Raw genomic sequence first — 12,972 nt, forward strand, 5'->3', positions numbered from 1 at the left:
GGCCGTCGCGTGCGCCTGCGGCACCGCCTGGGCCTGTGCGCACCACGGCGAGACACACCGGCCCCATCCGGAGGACAGACGCGTGGCCTGCACCGCCCGGGACCGCGACATCCGCCCGGTCCTGCGCCAGGAGGTGGGGTTGCGGACCCCGGGCGCGCGCGTCGTCGATGAGCTCGGCCTGTGCCATGGGTTCGTCCGCGTGGACGTGGCGTCCATCTCCGCGGACTGCCTCCACGGGTACGAGCTCAAGGCGGACCGGGACACGCTCTCCCGGCTGCCGACGCAGGTGGAGCACTACGGCGCGGCGATGGGCCGGTGCACCCTGGTCACCGGTGTCGCTCACCTCCAGGAGGCGCTGCAGGTGGTGCCGTCCTGGTGGGGCGTCCTCCGCATCGAGGTGGACCTCTTCGGCCTGCGCTTCGAGCAACTGCGCGAGGCGACGGCGAACCCGGAGCCGGATCCGCTGGCCACCTGCCGCCTGCTGTGGCGTGACGAGGCGCTCGCGTTCCTCGAGGAACTGGGCGCGGCGCGGGGCGTGCGCGGGAGGTCGCGTGCCGTCCTCTACGCGCGCCTCGTCGAAGAGGTGCCGGCGGATCAACTCCGCGCCCGCGTGCGCCAGGTGCTACTGCAGCGCGAGGAATGGAGAGCCTCTTGACAGTCTCGTAGAACCAGCGCACCTTGCATTCCGTAGTTCGCCGTACTCGCTGGGGCTTCGGCCCAGGTAAGCAGCGGGACTCCACCACCTCCGGTTCGACCGGAACCCATTAGAGCCGCAGCCCGCGAGGCATACCCGTGCGACGGGGTGCAGCCCGGGAGGCGGCTCCGGCACCGCGCCCGGCGTCTTACCTCGTCGGGCGAGGGTGCCGTCTTTCGGGGTGGCCCATGCAGCGCACGAAGACGAGCCGCGAAGCAGTCGATGCAGGCACCGCGTGCGCGCATGGGGCCACCGATGTTTCAGCAATCCCTCGCACCGGCCGCCGAGTGGTACGGGCTAGCGCTCGCGGTGTGGCCGCGCGCCGCGTCGAGTGTCGCGCAATCCAAGACAGGTTCGATGGTCGCGCGCTCCCGCTGACTTCCGAAGATGGAAGGCCGAGCAACTCCGGCCGTGGTTGCTCGGAATCCGACGTGCGCCCGGTGGCGCAGCGAGGATGCAAGCAAAAAGTGCAGGCAATCACTTGCAAGCAAAATCGTCGTGCGATACTGATGTTTCAAGCAGCCTCCGGGGGTGAGTATCCGAGGCTGTGCTCCCCAACGACGTCATCCGCAGTGCGCAGCGCGTCGTATTTCCTTTTGGCATCGATACTGCACATGCATTCAGACGCCCGACAGGAGGGAGCGGTGAGCGAGAACATCGAGGGCGGTGTTGAACTGGTGGCGCTGGTGCGGCGCGAAGTGGAGCGCGCACTCAAGGCGCTCCGTGAGACGCCGGCGGCGTCGAGGCCGGAACTGCTGACGCAGGCGGATGCGGCTGCGCTCCTCGGCGTCTCCGTATCCACCATCCGGAACTGGCTGCGCGACCGGAAGCTGACGAAGTACGGCAGCGGCAAGGTGGTGCGCGTCTCACGCGCGGAGCTGCTCGCGCTGAAGGCGTCGTCCGCGGAGCCGGACGCCAAGGCTCCGGCGGCGGACGCCGACGCGTGGGCCGCGGCTCGCATGCGGAGGGGCGGGTAATGGGCAACCTCTACCGCAGGCCGGGCACGCGGTTCTGGTGGTGCTGGTATCTGGACGCCGCTGGCGAACGGCAGTTCGTCTCGTGTGAGACCGAGGACGAAGTGAAGGCGCGGAGTTGGCTCGCCGCGCTTGAGCGCCAGGTGGAGGCCGCGCGCAGCGTCGACAGTGAAGGACCCGTCACAGTCGAGAGTTACGCGGCGAAGTGGATGGAGCGGCGCCAGCGTCGCGGCCTGCCGAGCGCGCGCGATGACAAGGCGCGGCTGGAGCACGTCCTTCCGCACCTTCGGACGTCAGACGGCGCGCCCATGCTGCTGACCCAGGTTCGCTACCGGCACGTGCGCGATGCCATGGAGAAGGTGATGCTGACCGTCAGGGCGGGAGACATCGCTCCCCGCACCGCACGGCACGCCTACTCGCTGTTGCGCACCCTCTTCAGCGATGCCGTGGCCGACGAACTCATCAACGACTCGCCGTGCAAACTGCGCGAGCACCGCGGGGAGATTCCCGCCGCCCGCGACGCGGACCCGATGTGGCGGGACTCCGCCGTCTTCGACCGCGAGGAGGTGCGCGCGTTGGTGACGGACCCCCGACTGCCGGAAGAGAGGCGCCTCACGTACGCCCTGATGCTCGTGGGCGGCCTCCGCTTCGGCGAGGCGAGCGCGCTGACGCTGGCCGACTGGGAGCCCCTGCACCGCCCCTTGGGTCGCCTCTGGATCAGCAAGAGCTACGACCACCGGGACGACGTGGTGAAGGAAACGAAGTCCGGGGTGACGCGACAGGTGCCGGTGCACCCGCTGCTGGGCGCCATGCTCGCGCGGTGGAAGGCGGATGGCTGGGCGCGCACCTACGGCCGGACGCCGCGCGCGGAGGACCTGTTGGTGCCCAGCCCCACCGGCCTGCACCAGCGCCCGCAGCACACGCTGCGTCGGCTGCACCGCGACCTGCGGACGCTGGATCTGCGCCGCCGCCGGGCCCACGACGCCAGGCGCACCTTCATCTCGCTGGCGCGGGCGGACGGGGCGAACAAGGACCTGCTGCTCTGGGTGACGCACGGGCGCCCCGAGGGCGTCATGGCGGCCTACACGACGCCGCCCTGGGAGGCCCTGTGCCGCGAAGTCTCGAAGCTCAACCTGGAGCACCCGAAGGAGGGAGTCCCCATGGCGAACTGTGACAGCGGCGTGACAGGCACTCAGGACAAAAAAAATCCCCTGCAACCTCGGAAGGTTACAGGGGATGAATGGCGAGGAGTACGGGACTTGAACCCGTGGCCTCCGGCGTGACAGGCCGGCGTTCTAACCAACTGAACTAACTCCCCACAAACCTATATGGGCGGAACAGGGATTGAACCTGTGACCATCGCCTTGTAAGGGCGCCGCTCTACCGCTGAGCTATCCGCCCTGCGCGGCCCCGCCGTGACTCAGTGAGGCGGCTTGTACCGTCCCCCTCCGCTCACGTCAAGCATCTGTTTTCGGGGCCCCTGCTGCTCGCTCCGCTCCCTCGGTGGGGAGCGGATCCGACGGGCGCGGATCCGCCTGCTACCCGGCCCGCACCTTCCACCGCCGCACGCGGCGGCGGGAACGGGGAATCATCAACACGGCGCCCACCAGCAGGGCCACCGGCACGAACACCAACATCGTCTGCATCATCGCCTCCATGCGCGACACCATACGGAGGCCGTCTGACATCCTGACGGGGAGTTCGTGACTTTCAGGAAACGACACTCCAAGCCGCCGGGTTTCCGGCCGTCCTGGCGAGCAGGGGGCCGGACCCGCGGTAGGGGGCTATTCGCCTCGGGGAGGACCGCCGCGCCCGCCGTGGCCGGGACCGTGTGAGCGGCGCTCTGTCTCCAGGAGCGTGCGGGCCTGGGACTTCTGGGCGTCCGTCAGGACCTGCTCGGCCTCCTGGTACGCGGCCAGGTCGTTGGCGCGGAGCTGCTCGAAGAGGCCCCGGGCCTGCTCATGGGCGGCCTTGTCCTCCGCGGACGGCGTGCCCTGGGTGCGGTCCGGCGGCGCGGGCGGGCGCAGGGCCTCCAGGGACTGCTTCACGGGCGCGTTCTTCGCGTCGAGCGCCGTTTGGATCCGCTCCAGGCTCGCGGCCTGGGCGTCGGTGAGGGCCAGGTCCTGGCGGTGGTCGATGAGCACCTGGACGGGCGACTTGCGCTCGAACGGGGGCGGACGGCGCGCGTCCTGGGACGAGCCCTGGGACGTGGGGGTGGAGCTGGCGAAGGTGGGGACGGCGAACAGCAGGCCCAGCATGAACAGGTGGCGCTTCATGGTGATGGGTACCTCCGATTGCACAGGATGACCGCACCCGGAAGGCCCATGGACTGAGGGCACGAGGACACCGTGAGGGACTCATGGGAGGGGTTTGTCCCCCACGGCGTCCCGTGCCGCTCAGGCCCGGGGCTCCGGGCTGACACGGTGCAAGGTGCTCCCGCCATGTGCCGCGAAAATGTCCCGCGCGTTACCGAATGTGTTCGTGGCCGCTATTCGGCCGCGGTCCGGATTTCCCGCGCCGGGGCCGGGGCGGTGCCGCCGAGCGCCCGGTAGATGTTGAACCACGCCAGATAGGCGCGCCAGGCCGGGTCCCGCTGCTCGAGGAGCGTCCGCCGGGCCTGCTCCATCCGCTGGGGCACGTCGAACGGCATCCGCGTCCCGTCCTCGGATTGCAACTGCGCCGCGAACCAGAGCACGTCCAACTGGCCCGCATCGACTGGCGCGTGCGTGCGCGCCATCATCGAGTCGGCGTGCTCCAGCGCCTTGCCCAGCCACCGAGCCGCCCGCGCGGGGTCGCGGCGGTCCACGGCGTTCTCCGCCAGCCGCAGCTCCGCCAGCGTCACCGCGCGGAGGTCCTCGTCGCGCTCCAGCTCGTCGAACTGCTCCAGGAACAGCGCGCGCCGCTGCTCCAGCGCGCGGGCCGCGGCGTCCATGCGCCCCAGCCGCGTCTCCGCGTTGGCGCGCAGCCCCGCGGCGATGATGCGATACGCGCGCTGGACGAATCCGGGCGTGGCGTGCGCCTGCTTCAGCGTGGCTTGCACGGCGGGCGTCGCCAGGTCCCGGTCCACCTGGTCCAGGTCCTCCAGCGCCCGCTGGGGCTTGTCCGCGCCCAGCGCCGCGCCGCAGCGGGCCAGCCGCAGCACCATCCGGTTGCGCAGGCCCTCCTCGTCGCGGGGGCCGGCTTCGATGCCGGGCAGCGCGCGGTCGTAGATCGCCAGGGCCCGCTCGAACCGGCCCGCGGCCAGGTTGTAGAGCGCCGCGCGGTCCGTCACCAGGGGGATGAACCGGGCCAGCTTCGGCGCGGCCTCCACCGTCGCCAGGGCCTTGTCCGCCGCCTGCGCGGCCTCCGCCTCGCGGTTGACGTGCAGGAGCGCCCGCGCCCGGGCCAGGGCCACCGACAGCCCCGCCGCGCTGTCCGCGTAGGGCAGCTTGTCTCGCTCGTCCAGGTAGCCCAGGGCGATGTGGTGGTTGCCCACCTGCGTGTGCAGCAGCCCCAGCGCGCCGAGGATCATGGCCTTGTAGCGCGCGTTGTTGCGCACCAGGTCCAGGGCGACCAGGTAGTGGCGGTTGGCGCGCTCGGCGGCGGCGGGGTTCCGGCCGCGCAGGAAGTCCTCGTGGTGGATGGCCCCCATGAGCGCCTGCACCTCGCGCTGGTTCTTGAGCTCCTGCCACGCCGCGCGCAGCTCCGCGAGGCCGGTCTTCACCGCCTGGGCGTGGGCGGCGTCATCCAGCTTGGACAGCCGGCGCGTCGTCACGTAGGCCTTCACGAAGTGCGCGAGCGGCACGGCCTTGCCCGGCACCTCCGTGGTGACCTCCTTCATCACCACGTCGGGGGCCACGCCCGCGCGCAGGCGCAGGCTCATGGACTCGACGGCGCTCTCCAGCGAGCCCGTCCGCCGCGTCACCAGGTCGAAGTCCGCGCGCGCCTCGTCCATCCGCTCCCTCCCCATGCGGCGGTAGGCGCGGCCCATCAGCGCGCGGCGGAACAGCCGCTCCGCCCGGCGCCGCTCCTCGGTGCCGGCCGGGGCGTCGTCGACGTAGAGCGTCGCCAGGGCCTCCATCACGCCGTCCGCGCCCAGGCTCGCCGCGCGCTCGGCGGCGTCCTGCACCACCACGCGGCGCCGGAGCGGATCCGTCTGCTGTTGGTAGAACGCGACCAGGGCGTCCCGGACGGGGCGGGGAGGGCGCTCCACGTTCAACGCGTTGACGTGGCGGCCCAGCTCCAGGGCGAACGCATACGGCGTCCCGGGGGGCTCCGCCGCGAGCGCCTGGGCCATGGCGGCGTCCGCCTCCGCGTAGGGACGACCCCGGTACAGGGCGCGGACGGCGCCTCGCGCGAAGTCGAGCTGGTCGTCCTGCTTGAAGACCTTGTTCTGGGAGAGCTTTCGGCCGGCGGCGACCAGCGCGTCCCGGTCATCGAGCTCGCGGTACAGCGCGTCCGCCTGCTCGTACCAGCCCTCCAGCACCGCGCGCGGCGTGGTGTCCGTCAGCAGGGCGGCCTCCAGCTCCTGCCGGGCGAGCGTGAAGTCGCCGGACGCCTGCGCCAGCTCGCTGCGCACCACGTGCCGGTAGACGGCGGAGGGCGGGCTGGGCGCCGCGGCGGGGTCCAGGGCCGCCATGCGTTGGCGTTCCGCCTCCTGCAGCTCGTCCACCATGCGGCCCCGGTCGCGCTCCTTCAGGGCCTTCCGGTGGGCGATGAGGATGCGCAGCGGCTCCGACAGCCCGGCGGTGACGGGGTCGTCCACCTTCGACATCTGACGGGCGTAGAAGTCCGCGGCGTCGAAGTCGCCAGAGGCCAGGTGCAGTTGGCTCAGGCGCATCATCAACAACCGGCGGAGCTTGGGCCGCGTCTCGAGCAGCAGGCGCTGGCGGTAGAGGAGGAGCTGATCCGCGCGCCGGCCCACCATGCCCAGCTCCTCGTTGAGGCGGGGCACGTCCCATTCGCCGGGCACCTGGCCGTCCAGCGGCAGGCGATACACGTCCAGCGACTGGCCCCGGGAACAGGTGGTGATGAGCGACACGGCGGTGGGGGCCGGGTACTCGCAGTTCCACGCCTGACTGGTGAGCTGGTCCGGGCTGGCGGCGGCGGCCCGGGCGGGCGCGTCGTCGCGCTCGGAGGCGAAGGGCACGCGGAACAGCACCCCGCTGTCGCTCGCGTCAATCACCCCGTCCCCGTTGGAGTCGGTGAAGAACTGCACCACGTACAGCGAGCGCCCGTCGCGCGCGAACACCGGCTGGCCCGTCTGCCCCGGGATGTCCAGCGTCAGCGGGACGGGGGCCGCGCCGGGGACGTCCAGGCGGACGGCCTCCAGGTGCGGCGCCGCTCTCGCCGCGAAGCCCGGCCCCACCGCCTGCACGGAGCGTTGGACCGGGACGTACACCAGCCAGCGTCCATCCGGAGAGAAGGCGGGGCTGGTCAGGTTGCGCTCTAACAGCGGCGTCACGTGCCACCCGGCCCCGAGCGCCACCTTCGACAGCCGCAGGTCGCCCTGGATGGTCGCGCGGCTCACCAGGGCGATGTGCGTGTCGTCGATCCACTCCGCCTGCAGCGCGCTCGTCTCCTCTTCCAGACAGCGGCGCTCCTTCGCCTCCGGCAGGTCCCTCACGCAGAGCTGGCCGCTGGCCTGGGTGCGGAACGAGATGTAGAGCAACTGCTTGCCATTGGGGCTGATGCGCGGCCACGTCACGTCCGCGCCTTCGTCGAAGAGGCGGCGCTCGCGGCCCTTCTCCAGGTCCTGGGCGAAGACCTCCGTCGCGATGTCCCGGTTGGACACGAACAGCAGCGAGTTCTCGTCGGGCCCCAACTGCCCCAGGAACTGGTCGCCCATGCCCACGGTGAGCCGCTCGGGCAGGCGCATGCCCCCGTCGTTCTCGTCGTCCTGGGCCCAGGCGCCGCTCGCGACGAGGAAGACCAGGGCCAGGAGCCAGGGGCCGGGGCGCTTCAGCACTTCTTCTCTCCCCAGGTGCCGTCCTCGGCCTCCACCCAGCCGCCGCAGACGACGCCCTCCGCGTGCGCCAGGCGCCAGTTCTGGCGCAGCGTCGCTTCCGGCACGCCGGGGCGCACGGTCTTCATCCACTGCCACAGTTGGCGCCGGGCCCGGTTCACGCGCTCCACCAGGGCGGCGTCATCCGCGGACACGCGCCCCGCCGTGCACTGGCGCCGCGTGAGCACCAGCAGCCCGTCCCTGCCCTCGCCCACGCAGTGGCGCCGCACCAGGTCGTCCACGCGATCCGCCTGCGTCTTGCCCAGGTTCTCCACCAGCGGCGGGGGCTGGATGCCCAGGTCCTCCAGTTGGTTGGGCGTCAGCGGCACCGGCGTGGGGTTCATGCCCGCGCGCGCCAGCCGCTGCTCCACGTCCTTGTACGAGCCCGCGGCCTGCTCCTCGAGCGCCGTCGCCCGGTCCACCATGACGATCTCCGGGGCGCGGATGCACCCGGGGGCGGCGAGGGCGGCCACGAGCAACAACCCACGGTGTCTCATTGCAGGGCCTCCGGAGGGGTCATGGAAGTGATGAGGCGGTCGACGATGGGGCCCAGGGGGATGCCCCGGATTTCATCGATGCTGACCAGTTGGGCCAGGCCACCCATGGTGATGAGCAGGCTGCCGAAGCCCTGCTTGAAGCTCACGCGCACGTGCTCCGGATACCCCAGGCCCAGCGCGTAGCGGACGCGGTTGGTGGCGGGGTCGGTGTGGTGCGGGTCCTCCAGGTCCAGGAGGTCCAGGAGGTGGCGGTTGCCGATGCGCAGGATCTCCGCGCGCCCGTTGATGCTGCGGTCCCTTGCGGAGATGACCATGGCGGCGTTGCCGTCAAAGGGCTCGCCCCGGGAGGACTTCACGCCCGTGGCCCTCACGTGGGCCTCCAGCGTGGAGTGCTTGCCCTGCCAGTTCAGCATGCACTGGCCGGTGACGCGGCCTCCGCGGACGCCCATCTCCAGTTGGCTCATGGAGAACACGTTCTGGTTGATGGCCAGGTTGCCCGCCAGCGGCGCGAGGGTCATCCACGGCGTGGTGATGCGGTCCGCGGACAGGAAGCCGCTGCGCGTGAGCAGCGGGTGCTGATCCGCGAAGCGCAGCATCGAGTAGGGGTTCACGTCCAGGTCGTTCAAGAGCCGCACGCCGTCCTGGGAGACCTCCACGTTCTCCGTCAGCGGCACGTCGCCGTTGAGCGCCTCCACCTCGATGCCGGACTCGGGCATCCGCACGTTCACGTCCTGGAGCTTGAGGTTGGAGGAGGTGCGGAAGACCACCAGGTCCGGCGACGCCACCCGGAAGTCCACCGTGACCTTGCCGCTGCCTTCGACCTGGCCGGGCCGCGCGAGGTGGGCCAGGTCCTGCTCCAGCGAGCCCCGGAGCCCCATGCGCTGCTGCTCATTGCTCAGGTCGAGCCGCCCCCGGACCTTCAGCAGCGTCTGGGTGCCTCCATTGGACAGCCGCAGGTCCGGGACGCGGATGACGCCGGTGGGCTTGCGCACGACGGAGAACGACGCCTCCACGTCCTGGACGGGGTAGGGCAGCGCGGGCTTCTGCTCCAGCGAGCGGACCTTCACGAGCTGCTTCAGCTCGAGGTCCCCCTGCTCCCATTGGTCGGTGAAGGTGGCGGTGCTGTCGCTGGACAGGTCCGCGAAGGTCAGCCGGCGGTCGTTCCGGCTGACGGTGAGCTTCTCCACCGCCAGGGTCGTGCGGACGGTGCGCTGGGAGCCCTCGGCGCGCGACTCGGCCTGCCAGCGCAGGGCGGGGACGTTGAGGGTCTGGTCCGCCTGCTTCCAGCGCACGCCGCGCAGGTCCACGTGCGCCTTGCCCTCGAAGCTGGCGGCGCGCGGAGGCATGGGGGCCAGGCGGAAGCTTCCGTCGGAGCCCAGGTGCGTGATGAGGCCCGTCAGCGTGCCGTGCAGCTCGCCGGTCATCGCGAGCTTGGAGGGGTCCACCTCCGGGGGCACCCGCGCCTTCGCCAGCAGCGGCGACAGCGGGCCCAGCGGCGGGAAGTCGCCCTTCACGTCCATGCGGAGCGCGCGGGCCTTCCGGTCGTACGCGAGCGCCGCGTCGGCCGCGACTTTCAGGCCCTCCTGGCCGTTGAGCCCCAGCTTGAGCCAGAGCCTGCGGCGGTCGATGTCGAACGTCAGCGTCTGGTGCTGGGTGCCCGCGTCGGTCTCTCCGATGCGCAGCCCCTCGACCTTCAGGTCCAGGGCTCCCTGGTGCTTCCAGGCGTCTCCCTGGGAGCGCAGCGCGAGGGTGGTGCTGGCGGCCGACACGTCGTCCCAGCCCGCGCGCCGCAGGCGCAGCTCCGTCTGATGATCCACGCGCGGCGAGGGCTCGAAGAGGGCGTTGAGTCTGCCCTTGGATGCCAGCGTCACGGCGAGCTGTTTCCAGGGGAAGCGCGCGGCGACGTCCTCCGGGATGAAGGGCCTCGCGATGACGAGGTCCGGCAGTTGGGCGTCCAGCGTGTACGCCACGTCGTCGGTGCCCTTCGTGGCGTCCAGCGACGCGTGCAGCGTGCCCACGTCCAGCTCCAGCCGCGCGCGGGCCCTGCTCAGCCGTGGCTCCTCCATCGTGGGGAAGGCTTCCGTCACGTGGAGCCGCACGCGCGCGGGACCGTTCAGCACCTCGCGGCCCTCGGTGGTGATCCGCAGCGACTCCACGGGCAGGTCCGCCTTCAGCGCGAAGGGGGGCTTCGCGGTGAGGGGCACCTGGAGGTTGAAGCCCAGGCGCTCCGCCAGCGCCCGGTATCCGGAGGCACGGACGTCCAGGGCCTCCACCCGGGCGGACAAGGCCGCGTCCCCCGCGACCCGGAAGGGCGAGGCGAGGTCGGGCCGTAGCTGCTTCCCGGTCAGCTCGCCGGAGGCCTTCGGAACGCGGACCGGTGTCGCACCGCCAATGTCGAGTCCCTGGAGCGCGAACGCGAGCCGGGCGGCCAGTCCCTGGGGCGCGTCCGGGGTCGCCGTCAGCGAGAGGCGTCCATCGCCCAGCTCCACCTTGAGCTCCTTCTGCACGAGGAGGAGCTTCGCCACGTCGACGTCCAGCCCGAGCCGGCCCCGGGCCCCCAGTTGGGGCATGTCGCTGAGCGTGACCTCCCGGGCCTCCAGGTGCACCTTGCCTCGCTCCAGGGAGAACGGGCGCAGGTCCTCGGGAATCCATCGCAGCAGCCGCCCGAGGTCCACGTCCGCCAGGGCCTGCACCAGGACGGGAGGGACCTCCGCCGCATCCGGGAGCACCAGTTGGGCCTGCACCTCGGCGCTGTCGGTCAGCCGCGTGCGCTCCAGCTCGACGGTGGTGTGTTGCTTCGCGGTGTCGAACTTCGCCGTCACCGCGCCGTGCAGCAGCGAGCGGAGCGTGAAGCGCGGATCGAAGGTCTGCCTCGCGACGTCCAGGTCCACCTTCACGTGCGCGGCGTCCGTGCTCGCATCCACCGACAGGGCCAGCTCCAGCAGGGCCTCGGCGGCGGGCGCTTCACGGTTCAGCGCCAGGGCCAGCGGCTTCCCGGGCTTGCCGAGGTCCACGAGGAGCTTCCAGCTCTTGTCCCGCGGCTTCGCTTCGACTCCGGCTTCGAGCCCTCGCAGCGACCAGCGGTCCACCACCGCGCCGCCCTGGACGCGGACATACGTCAGCGACACGTTCGACAGCCCGATGCTCGAGACGGGGAACGGGGAGGCGAAGAGGTCCGCGACCTGCCGGGAGGTCCCGGGGGACGCTTCCTCCACCGGTTCGGGCTCCGGCGGTCCGGTGAGGTTCGTGAGCGACGTGGTCCCCTTTTCATCCGCCACCAGGACGAGGGTCGCGTCGCGCACCGCGACCCGCTCCACCCGGACCGGTCCCTTCACCAGGGCCCCGAACGACCACGCGGCCTCCAGCGTGCCGACGCGCAGGAGCTCGGGCGCGACGTCCTGGAACGGCGGCGGGGTCCGCACCACCAGGCCTTCCAGCCGCAGCCCGGAGAGCACGTCGATCCGCGCCGTCTGGTAGTCCAGCCGCACGCCCGAGGCCGCTTCCACCCGCGAGACGACGTGCGGCTTCAGCCAGGGGTGGTCGAGGTGGTGGAGCGCGGTCACGACCGCGATGAGCAGGAGGACGGACGTCGCGAGGAGGAGCAGGAGCGTGCCCGCGATGATTCGCGTCAACCGCGGACGAGGCCGCTCAGCACCGGGGGAGTCCATGAAGTTCCGTCGAGGCGACCGGCTCGCCCCCTCCTACCATGCGCCGGAATCGGGCTTCAATCCGAGCGCATGCCTCGCGAGCCCGGCGGCGCCGTGCACCCGGGAGACAGCCTCAACCGAAGCTGGACGGAGTCATTCCCGCCGTGCCGCCCGCGAGGGGTTTGTAGGGGAAGTAGAGGTTTCGCACGAAGCGGGTGAACAGGTGCTCCTCGTTCCACCGCTGGCGGGCCATGCCGTACACGCCGGGGGCTCGCAGGTCGTGGGCGGAGACTCCGGTGACGAACTCGCGCTCGCTGTAGATGGCGAAGACCTCGTCCACCGCCGCGCGGCTGCGGTACGTGCGGAGCATCGTGCGGTAGATGAGCTCGCTCTCCTTCTGGGTGAAGGCCAGCCCCTGGATGGCGTGCGCCATCTCGTGGAAGACGAGGTACTGCTCCGACTCCAGCCGGTCCTGCCGCAGCGCGATGCGTGCCCGGGGCCAGTCCGGATGGTCCCAGAACAGGCCCGCGGCCTGGGGCGACACGGCCCGGGGATAGCCGTACTTCGCCAGCGTGTGCCCGGGGGGAATCAGCTCCAGCGTCAGGGGCCTCGCGGCCTCCATGCGGGCGATGAGCTGGAGGTTCCCGGAGAGCTGCCGGATGAGCTCCTCCTGCACCCGCTTCACCTGCGCCGCCGGGGCGCCGTACGGCTTGAGCTCCAGCTTCGCGCTCACATAGGCGCGGGCGCGCGCGGGGCCTTCCGCGGGGGGACGGCCCGCGCGCGACTCGAAGACGTCGCCTCCCTCCAGCAGGGTGAAGGCGCTCAACGGTTGCTTGAGCCCGACCTCCGCCGCCAGCGGGGTGACGTCCGGCGTGGAGCCGTCCAGCGTCTCGTAGCGCTCCGGGGCCATGGGCTCAGGAGCAGGTCTTCGCCTGCTGCTTGCAGGAGTCGGTGCAGGCCGGCGTCTGGGTATCGGGGGTGAGCCGCTCCGCGTGTCCCTGCACGGAGTCCGGCGGCTGACGCGAGGCGGGCCGGCCGCGCGGCTGGCAGCCGTCGAGACAGGCGTCGTACTGGTCGCGGCAGTACGGCGACATGTTGGATGTATCGAGCGTCGCGCAGCCGGACAGCAGGGACAGGGCGGCCGCGAAGAGGGAGAGGCCACGGATGAGGTTCATGC

At 71.5% G+C, this 12,972-nt stretch carries 9 protein-coding genes and 2 tRNA genes; 2 read left to right on the forward strand and 9 right to left on the reverse strand.

Annotation, left to right across the window (positions count from 1 at the left end; translation table 11 throughout):
* Positions 1 to 82 precede the first annotated feature (82 nt).
* Both K8612_RS07675 and K8612_RS07680 read left to right on the forward strand, forming a co-directional pair.
* Entirely contained in the window at positions 83 to 655 is a 573-nt protein-coding gene (locus K8612_RS07675) for a sce7726 family protein (RefSeq protein WP_223761807.1), read from the forward strand.
* A 683-nt stretch (positions 656 to 1,338) separates the two neighbouring features.
* Positions 1,339 to 1,671 (forward strand): helix-turn-helix domain-containing protein, encoded by a 333-nt coding sequence (locus tag K8612_RS07680; protein WP_223761808.1) that lies wholly within the window; start codon positions 1,339 to 1,341, stop codon positions 1,669 to 1,671.
* A gap of 1,238 nt (positions 1,672 to 2,909) precedes the next feature.
* Here K8612_RS07680 and K8612_RS07685 read toward each other — a convergent pair.
* From K8612_RS07685 to K8612_RS07725, 9 genes are all read right to left on the reverse strand, one after another.
* Positions 2,910 to 2,986 (reverse strand) — tRNA-Asp (locus tag K8612_RS07685).
* A gap of 11 nt (positions 2,987 to 2,997) precedes the next feature.
* Positions 2,998 to 3,069, reverse strand: a tRNA-Val gene (locus K8612_RS07690).
* 137 nt (positions 3,070 to 3,206) lie between these two features.
* Positions 3,207 to 3,356: a hypothetical protein gene (locus K8612_RS07695; protein ID WP_223761809.1), complete on the reverse strand. Its 150-nt coding sequence runs from the start codon at positions 3,354 to 3,356 to the stop codon at positions 3,207 to 3,209.
* A gap of 96 nt (positions 3,357 to 3,452) precedes the next feature.
* The gene (locus K8612_RS07700; RefSeq protein ID WP_223761810.1) at positions 3,453 to 3,944 is read right to left on the reverse strand and encodes a Spy/CpxP family protein refolding chaperone; all 492 of its coding nucleotides are present in this window, start codon (positions 3,942 to 3,944) and stop codon (positions 3,453 to 3,455) included.
* Between the two features lie 212 nt (positions 3,945 to 4,156).
* Positions 4,157 to 7,615 (reverse strand): hypothetical protein, encoded by a 3,459-nt coding sequence (locus tag K8612_RS07705; RefSeq protein WP_223761811.1) that lies wholly within the window; start codon positions 7,613 to 7,615, stop codon positions 4,157 to 4,159.
* Positions 7,609 to 8,148 (reverse strand): DUF1318 domain-containing protein, encoded by a 540-nt coding sequence (locus K8612_RS07710; protein WP_223738635.1) that lies wholly within the window; start codon positions 8,146 to 8,148, stop codon positions 7,609 to 7,611. Before K8612_RS07710 ends, K8612_RS07705 begins: the two co-directional genes overlap by 7 nt.
* Positions 8,145 to 11,816 carry a hypothetical protein gene (locus tag K8612_RS07715; RefSeq protein ID WP_223761812.1) on the reverse strand — a complete coding sequence of 1,224 codons (3,672 nt, stop codon included), beginning with the start codon at positions 11,814 to 11,816 and terminating at the stop codon, positions 8,145 to 8,147. Before K8612_RS07715 ends, K8612_RS07710 begins: the two co-directional genes overlap by 4 nt.
* A gap of 112 nt (positions 11,817 to 11,928) precedes the next feature.
* The gene (locus K8612_RS07720; RefSeq protein WP_223738637.1) at positions 11,929 to 12,705 is read right to left on the reverse strand and encodes a hypothetical protein; all 777 of its coding nucleotides are present in this window, start codon (positions 12,703 to 12,705) and stop codon (positions 11,929 to 11,931) included.
* A 4-nt stretch (positions 12,706 to 12,709) separates the two neighbouring features.
* Positions 12,710 to 12,970, reverse strand: coding sequence for a hypothetical protein (locus K8612_RS07725; RefSeq protein ID WP_223761813.1), 261 nt, complete (start codon positions 12,968 to 12,970; stop codon positions 12,710 to 12,712).
* Positions 12,971 to 12,972: the final 2 nt, after the last annotated feature.

It is taken from the genome of Corallococcus sp. AS-1-6, assembly GCF_020037015.1.
Classification (GTDB): domain Bacteria; phylum Myxococcota; class Myxococcia; order Myxococcales; family Myxococcaceae; genus Corallococcus.